The sequence below is a fragment of the Streptomyces sp. NPDC034049 genome, assembly GCF_055575575.1.
This window is the reverse complement of record NZ_JBVISJ010000003.1, coordinates 643,961-662,433: the sequence shown is the minus strand read 5'-3', so window position 1 is coordinate 662,433 and position 18,473 is coordinate 643,961. Positions and strand designations below refer to the sequence as shown.

At 68.5% G+C, this 18,473-nt stretch carries 15 protein-coding genes; 4 read left to right on the top strand and 11 right to left on the bottom strand.

What is annotated here, in order from left to right:
• The 3 genes from ACZ52C_RS12635 to ACZ52C_RS12625 form a co-directional block, all read left to right on the top strand.
• A partial coding sequence (locus ACZ52C_RS12635; protein WP_469074685.1) for a pentapeptide repeat-containing protein occupies positions 1-676 on the top strand: 676 nt, incomplete at its 5' end.
• Positions 677-962: 286 nt separating this feature from the next.
• Positions 963-1,424, top strand: a complete 462-nt coding sequence (locus tag ACZ52C_RS12630) for a helix-turn-helix domain-containing protein (protein WP_469074684.1) — start codon at positions 963-965, stop codon at positions 1,422-1,424.
• Between the two features lie 42 nt (positions 1,425-1,466).
• On the top strand, positions 1,467-1,910 hold the full coding sequence (locus ACZ52C_RS12625) for a hypothetical protein (protein WP_469074683.1): 444 nt from the start codon (positions 1,467-1,469) through the stop codon (positions 1,908-1,910).
• Positions 1,911-2,796: 886 nt separating this feature from the next.
• Here ACZ52C_RS12625 and ACZ52C_RS12620 read toward each other — a convergent pair.
• Both ACZ52C_RS12620 and ACZ52C_RS12615 read right to left on the bottom strand, forming a co-directional pair.
• On the bottom strand, positions 2,797-5,043 hold the full coding sequence (locus ACZ52C_RS12620; protein ID WP_469074682.1) for a WD40 repeat domain-containing protein: 2,247 nt from the start codon (positions 5,041-5,043) through the stop codon (positions 2,797-2,799).
• A gap of 19 nt (positions 5,044-5,062) precedes the next feature.
• Positions 5,063-5,623 (bottom strand): NUDIX hydrolase, encoded by a 561-nt coding sequence (locus ACZ52C_RS12615; protein ID WP_469074681.1) that lies wholly within the window; start codon positions 5,621-5,623, stop codon positions 5,063-5,065.
• Positions 5,624-5,877: 254 nt separating this feature from the next.
• On the opposite strand from ACZ52C_RS12615, the gene ACZ52C_RS12610 reads away from it, so the two are divergent.
• Positions 5,878-8,163, top strand: a complete 2,286-nt coding sequence (locus ACZ52C_RS12610) for a hypothetical protein (RefSeq protein ID WP_469074680.1) — start codon at positions 5,878-5,880, stop codon at positions 8,161-8,163.
• 303 nt (positions 8,164-8,466) lie between these two features.
• Here ACZ52C_RS12610 and ACZ52C_RS12605 read toward each other — a convergent pair whose 3' ends face one another.
• From ACZ52C_RS12605 to ACZ52C_RS12565, 9 genes are all read right to left on the bottom strand, one after another.
• On the bottom strand, positions 8,467-9,213 hold the full coding sequence (locus tag ACZ52C_RS12605) for an ATP-dependent DNA ligase (protein ID WP_469074807.1): 747 nt from the start codon (positions 9,211-9,213) through the stop codon (positions 8,467-8,469).
• 740 nt (positions 9,214-9,953) lie between these two features.
• Complete coding sequence (locus tag ACZ52C_RS12600; RefSeq protein WP_469074679.1) at positions 9,954-10,547, bottom strand: DUF4913 domain-containing protein; 594 nt, start codon at positions 10,545-10,547, stop codon at positions 9,954-9,956.
• On the bottom strand, positions 10,537-12,282 hold the full coding sequence (locus ACZ52C_RS12595; protein ID WP_469074678.1) for a type IV secretory system conjugative DNA transfer family protein: 1,746 nt from the start codon (positions 12,280-12,282) through the stop codon (positions 10,537-10,539). Before ACZ52C_RS12595 ends, ACZ52C_RS12600 begins: the two co-directional genes overlap by 11 nt.
• The gene (locus tag ACZ52C_RS12590) at positions 12,282-13,871 is read right to left on the bottom strand and encodes an ATP-binding protein (RefSeq protein WP_469074677.1); all 1,590 of its coding nucleotides are present in this window, start codon (positions 13,869-13,871) and stop codon (positions 12,282-12,284) included. The genes ACZ52C_RS12595 and ACZ52C_RS12590 overlap by 1 nt, the downstream gene beginning before the upstream one ends.
• The gene (locus ACZ52C_RS12585; RefSeq protein ID WP_469074676.1) at positions 13,871-15,322 is read right to left on the bottom strand and encodes an SCO6880 family protein; all 1,452 of its coding nucleotides are present in this window, start codon (positions 15,320-15,322) and stop codon (positions 13,871-13,873) included. Before ACZ52C_RS12585 ends, ACZ52C_RS12590 begins: the two co-directional genes overlap by 1 nt.
• On the bottom strand, positions 15,319-16,788 hold the full coding sequence (locus ACZ52C_RS12580; RefSeq protein ID WP_469074675.1) for a hypothetical protein: 1,470 nt from the start codon (positions 16,786-16,788) through the stop codon (positions 15,319-15,321). Before ACZ52C_RS12580 ends, ACZ52C_RS12585 begins: the two co-directional genes overlap by 4 nt.
• A complete protein-coding gene (locus ACZ52C_RS12575) occupies positions 16,785-17,585 on the bottom strand; it encodes a hypothetical protein (protein ID WP_469074674.1) in 801 nt (266 codons plus the stop codon). The genes ACZ52C_RS12580 and ACZ52C_RS12575 overlap by 4 nt, the downstream gene beginning before the upstream one ends.
• A gap of 2 nt (positions 17,586-17,587) precedes the next feature.
• On the bottom strand, positions 17,588-17,887 hold the full coding sequence (locus ACZ52C_RS12570; protein WP_469074673.1) for a hypothetical protein: 300 nt from the start codon (positions 17,885-17,887) through the stop codon (positions 17,588-17,590).
• A 2-nt stretch (positions 17,888-17,889) separates the two neighbouring features.
• On the bottom strand, positions 17,890-18,291 hold the full coding sequence (locus ACZ52C_RS12565; protein WP_469074672.1) for a hypothetical protein: 402 nt from the start codon (positions 18,289-18,291) through the stop codon (positions 17,890-17,892).
• Positions 18,292-18,473 lie beyond the last annotated feature (182 nt).

The following is an 18,473-nucleotide window of genomic DNA, read 5'->3' as shown; positions in this document are numbered from 1 at the left end:
TGCGACGTTCGAAGACGGCACCGTCTCCTTCGACAGGGCGACGTTCGAAGACGGCACCGTCTCCTTCGACAGGGCGACGTTCGAAGACGGCACCGTCTCCTTCGACAGGGCGACGTTCGAAGACGGCACCGTCTCGTTCGACAGGGCGACGTTCGAAGGCGGCACCGTCCACTTCGACTGGACGACGTTCTCCGGCAGCACCGTCGTCTTCCTCGGGACGAGATTCTCCGGCAGCACCGTCCACTTCAGCCAGGCAACCTTCTCCGGCGGCACCGTCTCCTTCGACAGTGCGACGTTTTCCGTCGGCAGGGTCTCCTTCGACCAAGCAAGGTTCGCCGGCGGCACGGTCTACTACCGCGGGGCGAGGTTCTCCGGCGGCGCCGTCCACTTCGGCGTGGCGAGGTTTTTCGGCGGCACGGTCAGCTTCGACAGGTCGGATTTCTCCGACGGCACCGTCTCCTTCGGAGGGGCGAGCTTCGAAGGCGGCAGCGTCTACTTCGGTGTGACAAGGTTCGAAGGAGGCCGCGTCAGCTTCGACAGGGCAGAGTTCTCCGGTGCCACGGTCGACTTCTCACACGCCACTGGTGCGGTCCCCCCGGACGGCCTCCCCTTGAGCAGGGGGTCTCTGCCAGCCGGGCTGACCCTGCCTCCCGCCTGGTATCCGGCTGGCTCCTAACGGGGGAGTGTCACTGTTACCTGGCGTAACTGTGACGTACCGGAGTCTATTGGCCTCTGTCGGGCTGTTCTGAGGGTGCACCAGACCATGGAATCCGAACACGTGAGCGATGGTCGGCGGTCGTCACTGGACGGGGGTGCGAGCGGCCTGGGTGAGCAGACGCTCCCATGTGCGGGGGAACTGCCGTGCTGCTTGGCCAGGGCGGCGGCGAGGTGTGTGCGGGGGCGAGCTTGGCCGCAGCAGTCCTTCTCCACAGCGTCTAGCGCAGTTGGCAGCGGTAGTTGGGGTGCCGGCGACATCTTTGATGCTCGGGCATGCGCAGCTGTCGGACCTGCGGGTGGCGTGTGGCCTGACCGTGAAGGAACTGGCGTCTCGGCTGGGCCTCGCAGTGAACACCTACCGGCAGATCGAGCGCAACGGTGTGTTGCCCAAGCGCCGCCCTGGGGTCGTCTGGGACCTGGCCGACGCGCTCCACATCGACTACTCCCGGCTGCGGAATGCTCTGCACCAGATACCTGCGGTGCAGCAGCGCCGACGGGCTGCTTCCTCCGCGCTTGAGGAAGTGATCAAGAAGGCTGTGAGCAGCGGCCCCTTTGCTCCCGTCGAGGACACCGCCAAGGAAGCGCAGTGGCTAGCCATGCTGTACAGGGCCCGGCCAGCCGTGGTCAGCCAGCTCGTGAACATCTACCTGATGGATCTACGGCAACTCGCTTCGCAGCGGGCTCAGGTCCAGGTACGGCTCGACTAGACGACAACCACCAACAGGTTCACTTCCCACTACGAGATCGAGGTGGCCAACCTCGGGCATGAGATCTGGGAAGTCGTCGAACATGGGCCGGAGTTGCTGGAGCAGTACCTGACCAATCCCATGTCCCAGCAGTGCTGGCACGCCCTGGCCCAGCTGTACATCGCTGGACCCCACGGCCTTGAGTCCTCACTGCTGGACTCGCCCACCGCCGCCACGCTGGAAAGAACCTTCAACTACTACCTCATCGAACGATCCCTCACAGGCATCAATCTCTCACTGCCCGGCGTGCTCTTCTTCATCGACACCCTCCCGTACTACCGGGCCATCTATCCAACACAAGGCGTCATCCGCCCGGACCTGCAGCACTACGGCTGGTCATCCGTCAGAGAACGCGGAGCCTTCCGCCGCCGTCTCCGCACGGCGCACCTGTTGGGCCAGGACCCCCACCCCCACTGGGGTGACAGCCCCCGCCTGCACCGCCGATGACTGATCCGTCGACAGGGCCTGATCTGGGAGAGCAACCACCTCCGGGGCTGCCGGAGTTCGGGAGTCACAGACTCCGGGACTCCGGCAGCCCCGTCTCGGCGTCATCCGCGATCACGTCGATCAGCTGGCGGAGCGGCAGCAGCGCCGGGTCGCTCCCTTCCGCATAGCGCAGGACGAGGGCCGCATTGCCGAGCAGCAGGGCGAGACGTCCGGGGGGGCGCGGTGCGCTGCGCTGTGCGCACGGAGTCCTCCGTCCACGTCACGCGGGCCAGGCCCTCGGCGAACCGCAGCTCCGCCTCGTGCGGCAGCCTCTGTCCTGCGCGGTACGCCTCCTGCAGGGCGCCGACGTCGCGGGCGAGGATGCGCCAGGCCAGATCGGCGGGCCCTAGGTCCGGAGCCGCGGGCGGGGCGTCCGTAGCAGCACGATCCACACAGGGCCACAGGCCGGGGCGGGCCGTCGGCGGGATGGAACACCACGGTCAGCCCGTCGGCGGCCGCGGTGGGCTCGGGGCACAGGTGACAGTTGGGCGGCAGTGCCGTCAGGTGGCGGGGCCGTTCTCGGCTGCGGCCGGGGGAAGTTGAGGTCACGCGGGCCCCAGTTCTCCATCCCGGGGGCCATGCACCACTGACACAGGGGTGACCCGCCTTTGCCGTACTTGTGCGTCTTGCGCTGGCACGTGGCGCAGAGGCCGACCCGGTCTCCGGGGCAGATCAGTGCTGAGGGGTCCGCGAGCGCGGGCGACCGTACTCCCCCAGGGCCACTCTGGTGCGGACAGTCGTCTGCACCTACAGAGGCGGGTCCAGCACCACGGCGAGGGCCGTCGATTTCTGAAACCGACGGCCCTCGCATATCTGAGCCGACTTACACCAGTCGGCTCATACAGCATCAGAACGGAAGGTGAACGGTTGTCAGTCCAGCTCCGCCCGCAACGTGCACTGCTCCGGACGACGTGAGAGAGAGCGCGAGCGGAGTCTGCTCGACGGCGACCTCGCCCATGGGAGCGCCATCCGGCAACCGCCAGGCTTTCACCTTGCTCTCCCGTGTGCCGCCCAACAGAGCTGCAACGCCGGAAACTACACAGATGGTGAGCGTGATGACCATGTCGGCGGTACCGAACGTCGCCACCTCATCTCCGGACAGCACGTCCCACACCCGGATGGTCCCGTGCTCCTCGGCGGCTGCCACGACGCTAACGCCGTCGACGGTGCCCATAACCAGGGCGTCGAGTGGACGTGCACCGCGCAAATCCCGCATACGTTCGCCCGAGACTGCATCCCACACGATGATCTTCGCATCGTCGGCCGAGGCCAGGACCGTCTGGGAACCGACCTGCCCAGCCGCCAGGTGCGTCACTGCTCCCTCGTGGCCGCGTAGCCGCAGCAGCGGACGACCGGTAGCGGCCTCCCAGGTGCGGACTGTCCGATCCGCACTTGCCGAGGCCACGGCACCACCGGTCCCGGGAAGGAAGGCCAAGGCGAGGATTCGGTCAGTGTGGGGGGTCGGTACCAGTTGCAGCGCCCCGTCGACCGTGGCGTGGACCCGTACAGTGCCCCGGTCGGTCCCGCAGACGACTGTGCGACCGGCCTGTCCGAAGGCCGCTGAGGTGATGGGACCATCATCCGGAGCGAGCACATGGAGTACAGACCCGGTTGCGACGTCCCAGGTCCTGAGCGTGCCGTCAAGGTAGCCAGCGGCTGCCGTTGTTCTCCCGTCGTGCTGCGCCAACGCAAGCGCCTGGACAGGGCTGCCGTCCGCCGTCAGCGTTTGCAGCGTCGCCCCCTGCATGTCCCAGACCTGCGCCGTGCCGGTTGCGCCCCCGGAAACGAGGACCGCTTCACCCGATGCGGAGGCTGCCGCCAGAGCGGCAGGCCATGCCTCCTGGGCAGACCACGTGTCCAGGGTGCGCCCGTTGGCGACGTCCCAGGTCTTGATCGTGCCGTCGTAGGAACAGGAAGCCAGCACTGGCCGCTCTTCCAAGTCCAGGAAGCACAGCCCGGTCACGGCTGCAGAATGCCCATGGAGGGCCTGTGTCGGGGCACCGGTTGCAATGTCCCACACGCGCACGACGTGGTCGGATCCGGCCGCCGCGATCAGGCCACGACCCAAGGCGCCGGTAACAGCCACCGCGTTGACCCATTCGAGCTCGGGATCGAAGGTGCGCAGCACCTCTCCCGTAGCGGTGTTCCAGACCCGCACCGTCCCGTCGTCCCCGCCAGAGACGATGAGGTCCAGGCCGTTGACGCGGGCAGCAGCGAGTGCGTTGACCGTCTGGCCATGGCCGGTCAGTGCGCCGACCTCGGCTCCGTCCCGGCCACCCCAAGCCCAGATGTTGCCGTCGCCGCCCCCTGAGTAGACCAGCTCGTCGTCGCTGTCTCCATGAACAGCCACGGCGCGCACGGCGGCGCCGTGGCCTCCTCGTGCGTGCACCAGCCCGTCGTTTCCTGTCAGGTCCCAGGCCCAGATGGTGTTGTCGTCGCCGCCGGTCAGTAGGAGATCGCGCTCGCTGTCGGACCCCAGGGCCAAGGCCCGGATGGGCTGCCCTGCTTCAGCTGTCTCGCCGAGCAGCTTCAGGGGGTCGACCGAGTAGACCCCGAATCCGCTGCCGTTGCGGGCAAGCGCGAACGCGGAGTGGTCCCCGACCCTGCCGAACACGGCGGTGCCTTCCTGCCCTGGCAGGCGGCTGCTTTCTCCCACCAGGACACGGTGGGCCAGTGGCGGGAGAGTGTTAGCAACCGAGACCGACGGCAGATTGCTGATCTGTACGATCAGCGAGTCCAAGATCGCGCGCACATCGGAGGCGTCACCTTGTCCACCCAAGGCCACCGTCCGCGCTAACGGGGTGGCACCAAGGACTTCGAGACGGCGGTGAATCGGTTCGCGAAGAGATCCGTTGGCCGGGCCGGACGGCATGCGGCCGACGGCCTCCCACAGGCGGGTCCACACGATGCCCTCTGTCCGCGCGGACCAGGACTGGTGTATCGGGCCGTGCTCGTAGTCACAGCGTGCGTACCCGTCAGATGACAGGTCGAGCGTGAAGCGCTCCATGTGTTCGTCGCCCGCCTGCCGAACGATAATCTCGTACCGGAGACGGGTCGTTGAGGACGGCAGGGGGACGGGCGGGATGGCCGGCATGGTCTCGGTCTTCCTTTCGTCAGCGGGACGACACGGGGGCGAGTGATGCCCTGTGCGACACATCCGGTAGGGCTTGGGCCGCGGCAGGTGGAATCACTACCGGTGGATCCTGCGGGCCGCCGGGCCAGAGCCACAACGTGCCGTACGGTGCCATGCCGGTCATGCAAGCGATGAGCGGTTCTCTGCGCCGGCGGGATGGGTGCGCGGCCAGGCGGGCCTGTGCCTCACCCAGCGGGACCCATGCCGCCTCCAGCACCAATTCATCGGGGTCCAGAGGGCCCAGCGTTCCCGTGGGCCGCTCCGCATGGAAGGTGATGACGGTCCAGGTGCCGTCCCATCCCGGATCACCGGTGACTGTGTGCTGCGAGACGCAAGCCAGGCTCGCCGGACCGGCCACGGTCAACCCGGTCTCCTCGTAGACCTCTCGCACGAGGGCGTCGTGCGCAAGTTCGCCCGGCTCGGCCACGCCTCCGGGAAGCACCCATTGTTCCGGCTCCCCTGGAAGGCGTTCGCGAACCATCAACAGGCATCCATCTTGCTCCACTATGGCCGACACAATCGTTCTTGAGGTTTCCGGCATCTACCCTCCCTTTCGCTCTCCAACGATACAGGGCAGAAGGTCGCCAAGTCCCTGCAAAAGTAATAGTATTCCACGGCTGACCTTGTGAACTCTCGGCCAGCACACGGGAATTGACGAGTGGTTTCGTCGCGGCTGGACGACCTCCAAGTCCGGCCGCAACGAAGATCTGGCCGCAGGCAGCACCAACCGCCCTCAGTGTGGCGGGCGGCCGCCCCCACGTAACCGGATCTCCGCCGAGTTAGGAGCGTGACGTCTTGGAGAACGACGAGCCCGCAAACCCGCCACCCTCCGATGCCTTCCGCGCCGTCGAGATCACCTTCGAAGACCTCCCAATCACCGAAATCTCAGCCACCGGACAGGGCATCCCGTCCACCTTCTTCGCACCCCCTGAGAAAATATCCGAATGGGACACTCTAGAGCAAAACTTTGGTGATCTTTCCCGTCGCGTCAAAGAGCAAGTATCTGCCATTGGTCCCGATTTCTTCCAGCAGGTCAAAGACCAGTTACTCGGAGAGACCGCCTATGAGCCGTCCTACGTCGGCGGGGAACTGGACCGGAAGAACCTCCGAATGTATGAGTGGCAGCGCGGGGAGTTGTACATCCACGCCGCCGCGCTGATCCTTGACCCTGAAACTACCCTCGAAGTCGCCTATGAACCAGAGGGCCGTATCAAGCGCCTCCTGCTGGAATCTGATCACCGGGGAATAACTTACCTCGGCGATCTCCCCAACGGAATCTCCACGGACGAGGGAAACGCTGTTGCCGTGTGGCGTGCCCAGCGGGGCAAGGGTGCCATTGCTGCCAGCCATGCCGAGTTCCTAGACGACCTTTCAGAGATTTATCTAGATTCTCTTCGTGAGGCTCTGGCGACGCGCCGTCGGTTTATCGATGATTATAGCGTCGAGCCGCACAGGATTCGCCTCGCCTACGACAACCAGCCCTACGAGGTGAATTACACAAAGACGAAGTTCCGTCGCGCGCACATGCATGCGCTCGGCCGTATTCGCGAGGCCCCCCTCGACGCCCGGGAGGCCATCGCTGCCGGCGTGCGCGGCACAGGCGAGATCGGCGCGCGGCGCGAGGCGCGTGCCCGCGCCGCAGTGGACCGGGTTAGGCAAGCAACTACGGTCGGTGGCACGTCCGCCGCGTCCTCCAAGTACGCGCTGCTGTGGGTGCGCGACAACCGGGACCAGGCCGCGTACATGGACACCAAGCCGGAGATGCTCAAGCAGACGATCGAAGTGCTGCGCGCGACGGATCCGGATCGGAAAATTCTCCTCACCGGCGACGACCCTTTCAAAGGCCGCGCGGAACTCCTGACCGCCTTCCAGACCGAAGGAGTTCTCGATGGTGTCGACACCGAAACACTGATCCGATTCTGGGCTGCGGAGAAAAACGGCGGTACAGCCCTCACACATGGCGAACAGGCTCTCTTCCTGCACTATCTCAGCGCGGACCACGACACCGTCCAGATAGGCATGGAGAGCGGTGCCCTTGAGAGCGGCATGTGCCTGGGTGTGCCCACGGTCTACTTCGAGGCCCGAGAACAGGGGCCCGACAAGGGGGAACGCTGGCAGCTCTACTGGGCGAACTGGTCATACGGTGAGAGCCGGATCGCCGAGGAACCGGACGGGAGTAAGAAGTTCTTCGCTTCAGGCCGCCCGGTCAAGGCGTTCGACAGGTCGGGAGATGTTTTCCCTCCCCCCTTGATGAGCGTGCAGCGCCTTGAGTTCGGCCCTGAGCTCTCCAATCCCGCAGACGCGGAGTCTGAGTGGATCACCGTCTACTATCCCGGGAACATCACGGTGGGCGTTGACCAGATAAGCACGCTCGTGGATGGCGGAGGGCTGGCAGAACTGGCGCGCTCCTTCGACCAGCACTGGTCCGAAGATGCCTGGCGGGCGAGCGAGTACTACGCGGATCAGATCCAGGGCTGGACTCAGGTGGAGACATCCGACTGGGAGGTTGCAGCCCGCCGATACGGGGCGATCACTCACGCTCTCAACGGCCTGGTGAACCCCGAGGACGCCGAAGTCCGTCGCACATACGATGCTTCGGGGTACCACCTCGAGGGAGCCCACGGCCAAGGGGCCAGCGATGTCTCTGCTGCCTACCGCGCCGCGCCGCAGGAACGCGGGGCGGCAGTTACCGCGGCTCTTGGCGGTCTTCTGGGTGGCACCGACTTCAAAACACGCTGCCTGCACGATCTACGGATCGCCCGTCTGACTGAGGAAGAAAAGGCGCAGTTGGCCACATCCGTCATGGAAGTGACAACGGCCAACAATACCCTTCAGGCACTCGGGCGAATCGCTCCCGATGGAGCCCCCACAACCAGCAAGCACGTCGCCGAAGCCATGTCAGTCCTGCTTCCGCAGCAACGGGCGCGAGTCACCCGCGCATCCTCGTCCGCAGCGCGGGCCCGCTCGACCACAACCGGGGCGGGACAGAAACGTCCGGCGCAAGGCGGCGGAGAGCAAGCCGAGCATCTGCGGCGTCCCAGCAGTGAGCAGCAGCGGGGCCACAAGCCGAAGCAGCCTTAAAGCCGATGGCCTTCCAGGGAGCCGATCCACCCATTGCCAATGCCTGAGCACAGACAGCATGAGATCCCCGCCGTAAAGACGGGGGTCTCGCGGTCTTGCCGGCGAGGCATTGCCCATTGACCTGGATAAAAGTGAAACCGTGTGCAGCGCGAGGGACCCAGTCATGTGTCCCCCTTGGCGGAGAGTTGCCGATCGCCGTAACTGCCCAAGCACCTGCTCGAGCGGTCGTGACACGGCGAGTTCCCCACCTGTCCGATGCCGCCGCCAGCGCCGGGAGGCCGGTTCTCCGGCCCTTCGGCCCGGTCACGCGTCTGTTTCCGTGGACCGGACACGGGTGATCGTCACCGTACGGTGCCGGGTGCTCCCGGCGAGCACCTCGGCCTCCGCGCCACTGGCCACGGTGTACCGCGTGGCGTCCCCCGCTTCCCCGATACGGTGCGGGACGGCGTCACGCAGGAGCGCGGCCGCCGCAGCGGAGAGCGGTGCGGTGAGCCGCTGGGACAAGGCCCGTCGCCCGCCCGGCAGTTCCACCACCAGCGCACGCGGCCGCGACCGGGTGCCGGTGTATCCGACGACCACGCTGTCCAGCGGCTCCGAGTGCCTGACCTTGATCCAGATCCGGGACGGCCGGTAGACACTGCCCGCCCGCTTCGCGACCAGGCCCTCGATGCCGAGCGGCCGCAGCGAGTCGTACCAGTCGCGGGCCGTCTCGATCTCGTCCGTCGCGGGCACCGCCTGGATGGGCGGGCCGATGCCAGCGAGGACGTCCAGGAGCAGGGAGCGGCGTTCGCGGTACGTCCGTCCCTGCACGGAGCCGTGGTCGGGGTGGTCGAGGCAGTCCCACGCCGGGAAGGAGGCCGGGAGGTCCTCGGCGAGCGCGTGGGCCCGCGCCGGCGTCGAGGCCGCCCGCGACTGCACGGCGGCGAAGTCCAGCGCCCCGTCACGCCAGATCACGAGCTCACCGTCCAGCGTGGTGCCCGGCCTCAGCGCCATCCCGGCCAGTGCGACGTCCAGCCAGAGCGCCGTGATGTCCCGGCCGGAGCGCGACAGGATCCGCGCCCCGTCCTCGTCACGGACGAGCAGAGCCCGGTGGCCGTCGAAATTTAGGCTCGTACCACCAGCCCGGCCCTACCGGCAGGACCGGCTCCGACCTGGCCAGAGCAACCCGCAGACGTTCCATGACCTCAGTCTGGTACTCCCTCGTCCCGCCTGCCCAGCGACCCTCGCCCCAGCGGGTCCCGGGTCGTGCGCGAAGGCTGCGCGATGCGTGGGAAGAGGCGAGGCCCCCTCTCTCGAAACAGGGGGCCGATGCTCACGGCCTCGCGCCCCGCACTCCTCGGCGAGTTCGCGCTCCCCTGGCAGGGGGCCGCCGCCGTGTTGGCGTCGGCCCGAAAGGCCGCCTGGGAACCATTCTCCGGAAGGGTCCGACAATGCCGTAGCCCGTGCCACAGAAATGGCTCCACACGGGCACACTCGCTCCGACCTGGGAAAACGCCCCCTCTCGACGTCGACTTGCCTGTTTTCACAGGATTTGTGCGGATGCATCGATGCTTCGTCGCCGACCTGCGCTCGCAGATCTTCGTGCCATGAGAGCAGCGCGTTCACCTGCTGAAATGCGGGTCGCGACGATGATGTCGGCCAGAACTGCTTCGGCGGGCAGGACGTGTCCTGTCCTTGTCGTCCGCCTCGGCGCCCGTAAGGAAGTAGCCCCTGCCACTGACCTTCTGCGTGACGTTCTGGATGTCCGGGAAGACGTTGCCCATACAGCTCTTCGCGGGCGTGTCGCGAGTTCAGTTCTGCTCGTGGCGCCATGCGCTGGGCACGAGGGTGGGCATGCGGTGCTGGATGGTGTTCTCATTCTTGGTGCAGCCCTGGAAGGGGCCGTGGGAGGCCCGCAGTTCGCGCATGCACGGGTCGTAGTGGTCGCGGTGCCAGACGCTGGGTCCGGTGTAGCCGCAGGTGGCGGGGTCGGTGAGTTCCTGCCAGGCCAGCCACAGCGCGTGCAGCCGGGCGACAGCGACGGGGTGCTCGAACCACAGGTGGCACCAGCGGGCGTCGGCGGACGGTTCGGCGAGATACCCGGGGACGAGGACGCCTTCGACCCATTCGGTCAGGGCGCGGAGTTCGTCGTCGTACATCGGGGAGTCGAGGAGCAGGATGAACGGCGGGTACTGCCAGTCGTCCTCCTCGGCCGCCGCCTCGGGGCCGTCTTCGCTGGCGTGGTCCGTGTCCTCGTCGACGGGGGCCTCGTGCGGGTCGGCGTTCGCGGCGTCGGTGAGGGCCTGGATCTGGGCGGTCAGGGCCTTCAGCTTGGCCTTCATGTCTTCCATGTCCTGGAACATGGCGACGGGGACCTCGAAGTCGGGGTCGGGTTCACCGGTCACGGCGGGCGGCCTGCCTCTCCTCGTACGCGGCGACGGCCCGCTTGGTGATGGCGGCCTCCTCGGCGGCCATCTGCGGTCCGAGGTGGGCCATCGTGTCCTCCTCGTACCAGGGGCGCAGGGCGATCTGGGCGACCGGCATGCCGGTCGCCAGCAGCAGGGCCGTGCCCCGGCGCATGGCGCGGATGTCGGCGGCCTCCAGGATCTGCTCGCGCTGTTCGCTGATCGACCGGGAGTGCCCGTCCTTGCTCTTGGAGTACGAGGAGCGGTCGACGGTGTGGTTGCCGACCAGGGTGGCGATGTCGGTGACGAACTTGGGGTCGTCCAGGCCGACGCCGATGACCTTCTTGGTGGCCGCGCCCCACATGGCGTCCATGCCCATCTCGCCCCACGCCTTCTGGCCCTGGCGGTAGGACTGAAGGATGACGAAGGGGGTGATGCCCCGGGAGCCGAGGTGGCTGTAGAGGTCGGGCAGGTCGGCGATCTTGCAGATGTTGGCGGCCTCGTCGAGGATCGCGCGCATCGGCTCCGGGAGCCGTCCGCCGTGCCGCTCCCCGGCCTCCGCGCCGGCGGTGAAGACCGCGTCGGCGAGGGCGGCGACGACGGCGGCCGCCGGTCCGCCCTTCTTGCTCAGCAGGTAGAGGGTGTCCCGGCTGAGGACGAACGCCTCCGGGTCGAAACGCGGGAGGTCCTTGTCCGGGGTCACCCACGCCAGGACCCGCTCGTCGCGCAGCGCGGAAACGGCCGTGCGCGCGTTCTGAAAGATCCCGGACTGGGTCTCCTCGGCGATAGAGATCGAGGACTCGACCTGTTCGGCGAGGACGGGTTCATGGCTGTGCAGGATCCGCATGGGGGCCTTCTCCGCCGGGTCGGCGAGCCAGCCCATGACGTCCCGGACGCTGCCGCCGTCGTGGTAGGCGGCGCGGAACAGTCCGACGAGGAGGTCCTGGGCGGCCTGGGACCAGAACGGGTCGGAGGCGGCCTCGCTGCTGACCTGGGCGACGAAGTGCGAGGCGAGGCGCTCGGCGCCCTCGATGGTCTCGGCCTGGGCGATCATGTCCCACCACATGGCCCGCTCGGTCTGCGCGACCCCCTGGGTGTCCAGCACCCAGGTCGTGCCGACCCGGCTGCGGGAGGCGTAGGTCGCGGCGTACACGTCGGCCTTGTTGGAGGTCATCAGCAGTGCGCCGGGGGCCTCCTCGGCGATCGGGATGGCCAGGGCGGTGGACTTGCCCGCGCGGGGCGCCATCAGGGCGATGAAGGTGTCCTCGTCGGTGCCGCGCAGCTCGACCTTGCTGGGCAGGTGGTTGCCGAGCAGGACGCCCCGGTCGGCGGGCTTGAGCTGCTTGGGGTCGGTGCCCTTCAGCGAGCGGCGCAGCCGTACGGCGCTGCGGGCGGCCGGTTTGGGGGTGAGGTCGCGGACCTGGTGGAGGGTGGCCAGGGACATCGGGTTACGGAACCAGCGGAAGGACACCCGCAGGCCCCACACCACGAGGGCGACGACAGCCACATCGAGGAGCCCCGCGCCGATGGCGGAAGCGGCCTGGGAGTGCGGCCACACCGACGACCAGTCGCGGGCCATGTCGTAGACCGTCAGCGGCGAGAGCGGGGCGACTTGCTCGCCGGTGAGGACCGCGCCGGCCGCCGCCCCTGCCCAGGTGGACGCCGACAGCAGGGCCACGCTGCCCGTCAGGATGCCTCCGGCCGCCCAGTGTTTGTCGTTCTCCGTCATCGCCATCAGCGGCCACCCCCCGTGGTCGTCGTCCTGCGCCGGTTGGTGTCGGTCTTGTAGAGCCGGTGTTCAGTCGCGGTGAGTTCGAGGCTGGCCGCGATGCCGGGCCGCGTCCCGATCTTGATCAGGTACTTTCCGCGGCCCGGGTGCCGGGCCCCTTCCTCCTCGGCGGCCGCCGGGACACCTTCGCCCTCGTAGGAGGTGGGGTCGATGTCCAGGCCCGTGGACGTCGCCGACGACCACGAGCCGATCATCATGCGTTCCTGCTCGGTCAGGCTGCGCTTGCCGGTGACACGGCGCAGCTCCTCCTCGGAGGACGCGCCGATCACCCACGTGTCGCACCGATCCATCAGGCCCCGGGCCTTCGCCCGGTCCATCTCGGTGGGCAGGGCCTCGACATCGAGCAGCGAGTGCGTCACGTAGATCGTGACGTCGTCCGTCGTGCGGTTCAGGCGGCTGATCGCGTCCATCGCGTCGACCAGTCCGGGGCCGGACCGCAAGGCCCGCCACATCTCATCCATGGGCAGCACCAGCCGCCGGTCCATCATGCCGATGCTGCGGGCGGAGTCGATCGAGCTGTAGGTGTAGGCCCACGTGGCGATCATCCCGGCGGAGACGACGTCGTTGCCGCGGGCCCGCAAGGCGGAGATGTCCACGCTGACGGCCGGGGCGTTGATGTCCAGGGGCACAGTGGTCGGCCCATCGAAGAGACCCTTCAGCGGGCCCCCCATCAAATTGTCCAGCCCTGCGATGACGCTGCGGGTCAGATCCTGGTACCGCGCGCCCTCGGCGGCCAGCTTGACGCGCAGCTCCTCCGGGGCGGCCCGCAGGACGTCGACGACGTCCTTGACGATCGGGTCGCTGTGGCGGTCCTGCCCGGCAGAGGCAACCTGAACGGACGTGTCCAGCGCCGAGCGTTCGATCTCGTTCGGGGTCCTGCCGAGTCCATGCTTGGTGGACAGCAGCGCGACCAGCGTCTCCAACCGGCGTCCGTTGAGGACGTCGAGCAAGGCCTGACGCCGTTCGGCGGGCAGCGTCTCGGCACGGCCCTTGAGCGGGCCGGAGTCGAGCGGGTTGATCCGGCCGATGCCGTCGCCGATCCGTACGACGCTGCCGCCGAGTTCGCCGATCAGGGTGCTGTACTCGCCCTTGACGTCGCCGGGCACCACGACCATGTGGCCGTAGGCGGAGTAGACCAGGCAGATTCGTTTGACCAGGGCGCTCTTGCCCGCGCCGGGCTGCGACATGACCCACACGCCGGGGTTGGTGGTGAGCTTGCCGGTCCAGCCGGACGGGTCCACACAGACGAGTTCGCCGGTGAGCACGTCGCGGCCGACCGGCACGCCGCGCGGCGGCAGGCCGGAGCCGAGCAGGAACGGGTAGATCGCGCCCGCCTGACCGGTCGGGCCGGTGTAGACGGTGCCCGCGTCCTCCACGGAGGCCTGGCCGCCGAACCGGCCGCCCCAGCCAAGGCGAGGGGCGAAACGGCTCCTCAGCTTCTTCTCGGCCTTCCGCTCCTCGCGGGTGGGGCCCTCCTCGACCGCCCGGATGACCCGCTTCGGCGTGGTCACCACGGACTTGGGCTTGCGCGCCATCAGTCCCTCACCAGCGGGTTGTAGCCCAACGGGAGCCCCGCCGCGAACACAGCGGACTGCGCGCCGAACGCGGGCCGCATGCGGATGCCCCTCGTGGCCTTGACCGCACGTTCCAGCTCCTGGCGCGCGGCGGGCAGGTCGGCGGTGCGGCGGGCGGTGACAGTGACCATGAGGGTCCAGTCGACGACCTGGGAGCCACCCGCGACCTGAGCGGCGGCCGCCTCGGCGCGCGCTGCATCCGCCCGCTGGCTGTACTTCGAGCGGCCCTTGACCTCGGCGGTGGCCTGCGCCCGCTGGTGAGCGTGGCTGATCTCCCGCTCCATCACGGCCTCGCCCTCGTACGGGTCCAGGACCCGGTAGGCGAGCGTGATCCGCCGCTGGAAACGGCCGGGGGCAAGGAGGGGAAGCAGCACGCTGTAGGCGATCGGCCGGCGCGGCATCTCGCGCAGCACCCACGACATCGACACCCCGCCGTCGTGCGCGTACTCCTCCCAGCCGTCGTCGGCGGCCTGCGGCCCGCACTCGCCCCACGACAGGTCGGCGAACTCGGCGTCGCGGGCGTTGAAGACGGCCGGGTCGTAGGCGGAGCGCACCAGGCGGCGCAGGTCGACGCCGGTCGCGCGGCGCTCGATGTCCGTGCCCGTCCCCGACAGGTCAAGCGAGTCGACGACCTTCAGTGCTTCACCGACCTGTTCCGCCAGGTCGGTCGGAGGGTTCGCGGTCGCGAGGGGGTCGACGGTGACGGACATCCACGGCGCAACCGAGGCGGTGGCGTGCGGAGTGGTGCGCACGAGCTCGTCGATGGTCTGCTTGGCCAGCCGCGGGGCGCCCGGGTCCTGACGGGCCTTCACGTCGTCGCCGAGCGCCTCCCCCGCCCCGGGGGTGATCTGGATCGTCACGCTCGCGCCCTTGACCTGCTCGTCCGTGCTCATCGCGTCCAGCACGGACGACCAGGTGCGCAGGTTGGACTGCACGGCCCCGGTGGGGGCCATCAGGCTGCCGCCGGGGGCGAGCAGGGTTGTGATGGTCATGTGGCCGCTCACCCGGTCGTGGACGACGCCCACCGACTTGCCGGTGGTCGGGTCGTGCGCCTGGATCAAGGTGGAGGTGGCGCCCACGCCCGGCAGGTCCAGCGAGTACGGCAGCGGCAGCAGCACCCGCCGGTAGGAGGTGGCCTCGATCTTCGCGGCCCGCCGCCACGACAGCTTGGCCCAGTAGTAGGCCAGCGCGGACATGCCGTGCCGGCGGGCTGCGGACAGTCCCAGCACCGCGCCGGTCAGCGGGAGGCTGACCAGCAGGGTGGCGGGCTCCTGGACGCCGAGCAGCCCGTCTGCGACCAGCACCGCGGCCGCGATCATGGTGGCGCTCTTGGACAGGCCACCGAAGCCGAAGGATTTGCGGGCGCGGAACCCATCGACCATCAGCGCCCTCGGCACTTCGTGGGTCGTCACGAGTTGCCCCCGTTCCCGATCGTGTTGCTCGCGCCCTGAATGGTGTCGTTCACGCCGTCCAGGACCTGGATGCCGATACCGACGGGCCCGGCGGCCGCCGTGCTAGCGGTGCCTGCCGTACCTGCCGCCGCCGTGGCCTGGCCAGTGGTGGCGCCGGTGGTGGCGGCCGTGCCCGTACCGGCCGTTGCCGCCGCACCGTTCCCGCCCTGGGCGGGCACGCGGGCGTTGGCCGCGTTGCGCTGGGCCTGCGCCTGGGCATCGGCGCCCGGCCTGCCTTCGTCGCCCTCGCCGCCCTGACGACTGCGTTCCCGCTCGACGTATTGGGCGTGCTTCACGGCGTCGGTGGGCCCGTCCTCCCCGCCGCCGCCTGCTTCCTGGCTGCCCTTGTTGGCCAGGTAGCCCGCGGCCCCGGCGAACGCTCCGCTCATGCCGCCCGACGCCATCCCGCCCCCGACCGCCTCCCCGAACGGGGCAAAAATCTTCGTCAGCGGACCCGGCGCGAGGATCGCCAGGAGCAGGGTGGCGCAGCCGCGCAGCCACTCCGCCAAGGTCTTGGCGTGTCCGAATTCCGCGAAACCGGTGCAGATGATCACCGCGAGGATGGGCTTGTAGGTGACGATCACGAGCCCGGAGGTGATCAGCCTCGGCGCCCACTTGCGGGTGGCGTCGCCGCCCGCCCGGCCCGCGCCGGCCACGGGCAGCAGCAGACAGATGATCGGGATGGCGGACTGCCGCAGGAAGACGAGGATCAGCTGAATGAACCCGATCAGCAGCAGCACCGCGACCACGCACAGCATGGTGATCGGGTTGGAGATGCCCTTCGGCACGAGCACCGCGACGATGGTCTCGTACGCCCTGCCGTCGTCGTCGAACGTGGCGTTGACCAGTCCGGCGGTCAACGCGTCCCCGGCCGACAGCAGAACCGCGAAAAGCCCGACTCCGACGGCGGAGAGCAGCATGTTCTCCCCGAAGCCCAGCAGCGCCCGTCCGGCATGCTTGATCTGCCCGGTGACGGCCATCTTGCCCAACTGCCAGATCATCCCGAACGCAGCGATGACCAGCCCCAGCCAGACCAGCATGCCCGCGAGGGTGGCTTTGCCTGACCACAGTCCGGTGCCCGCCAGATCGACCGACGGCCCCAGCAGCGCGACCGTGAGGACCTTCTTGATCACCCACTTCACGACGTCGGCGGCGGTGTTGACGACGTCACCCAGGACGGAGTCCCAGACCCCCTGCCATGCCTCGTCGATCTTCTCGTCGACCTTGTCGCCGATCGAGTCGCAGAGGTCGCCGCCCGACAGGGCGTCACCGGCGGCTCCGACGACGGTGCCGAGGATGGAGCCGTTGGTGACGACCTCGCACGCACCGTCGACTATCTGGCCCGGGATGTCGTCGGCCGACGCCGGGGCCGTAAGGACGCTCAGTGTGGCGACCAGCGCGAGCAGTACGGCGGCCAGCCGTCTCATGAGGCCTCCCGCAGCGCGGTCCAGCCCGCGCTGTTGAAGGCCTCGTCGCCGGGGGCCGCCATGGCAGGAGCGTCCTTGCCCTTAGTCAACTGGAGCGCCCTGGAGGTGGCCGCGCCGGACATCTTCCAGTCGCCGCCCTTCCACTCGGCTCCCAGCAGAGTGCGGGTGTAGGAGGAGTCCTCCTTGGCCGTCTCGCCGGCCTTCTGCACGACCCGGGACAGCAGCCACAGGCTGACCTCGTCCGGGGACTCCTTGATGATCTGGTAGCCGACCGTGTTGCTACGCACGTAGGCGCCGCTCGGCAGATTACTCCCCGGCTTCAGTCCCATCTGACGGCGCAGGTTCTTGTCCGTCTGGATGGCCTTCAGCTCCACCTGCTCGGCGATGTCCTCCGACTTCTCGGAGGGGAGCAGGTACGACGCGTAGACGCTCAGTTGCTCGTCCACCATCGTCTGGCTTCCCTCCACGCTGGTGGTGCCCGATGCGGAGAGCATCGCCACCGCGCCCTCGGTGGTGTGCGGGAAACCGACCTCGTTGCCGCGGGTGTCAGTGCGCTCCCCCCGCGGGAGCGCCACCCACCGCTCGGGCTCGGTCCAGTCCTCCGGCGCCTGATACGTCGCGCTGGGACTCGCCGAGCCGGACACGCTCGGGCTCGCACTCGCGCTGCCCTTGCCCTCGCTCGAACTGTCGTCGCTCCCGCCGAACATCGCGTATCCGGTCAGGGCGAGCACGGCCGCAGCCGCGACGCCCGCCGCCCACACACCCTTGCTGGGTCCTGTCCCCCTAGTGCGCGCCACGGTCAGCCGTCCGTCGGGGTCGCGATGCCGTTCAGGATCGCGATCAGTGAACTGGCCAGCAGGATCGCGGCGATCCCGCCCCCCATCCACTTGAACGGCTCGGAGCCGCCGCCGTTCCTGCTCTTGTCCGACACGGCCAGCTTGTAGACGCCGAAGCCCGCACCGCCGACCCCGGCCAGGACCAGCACCCACAGGGCATAGCCGAGCAGGTCGCTGACGGTGCCGCTCATCCCCGGGATCTTCGTCGGCTTCGCGTCGGGGATGAGGCCCGCCAGGGTGACCATCTCCGTGGCCATACTCATGTTCATTTCCCTTCCATCGTGCGCCGCAGTTTCGCGGCTGCGGTCTGTACGTCCTTGTGCTCCAGGGCCTCCTTGGCCCCTTCCACCGCGCGCAGGATCGGCAGGTACGGCACGGTCGCGGTCCCCGCCAACCGCCCCTCCAGGGCCCGGAAGCGGTACCGGGCGGCCGCCGCCGCCCGCGCCGGGGCATCGGAGATCAGCACCAGCCGCGGCTTCGGCAGGGGCCCCCAAGCGCGCAGCATCTCCTCCACCTTCACCGCGCCCCACACCGTGGTCTGGGCCAGCAGAACCGGCTGCGCCCCGTACGGAATGGGCTCGCCGGGTGCCAGGAAGCGGGCCACGCCGGCGCCCTCGGGGTCGAGCATCCGCTCGACCGTCGCTTCGGCAATGCCGTAGCCCTGCACGGGAATCAGCGCGTACCGGAGGACAACCGGTGCACCGCTTCCGTGTGTTGATGTCACTGATTGGGTCATCACGCCGCAACTCCCCCCTGTCTGCCTGCGTTTGTCGCCCCACGATCTTGGGCCTGTGGGACTACAGAGGCTAACGTGCATCACTGTCATACATGAGCTGCGTTTCCCTCTGC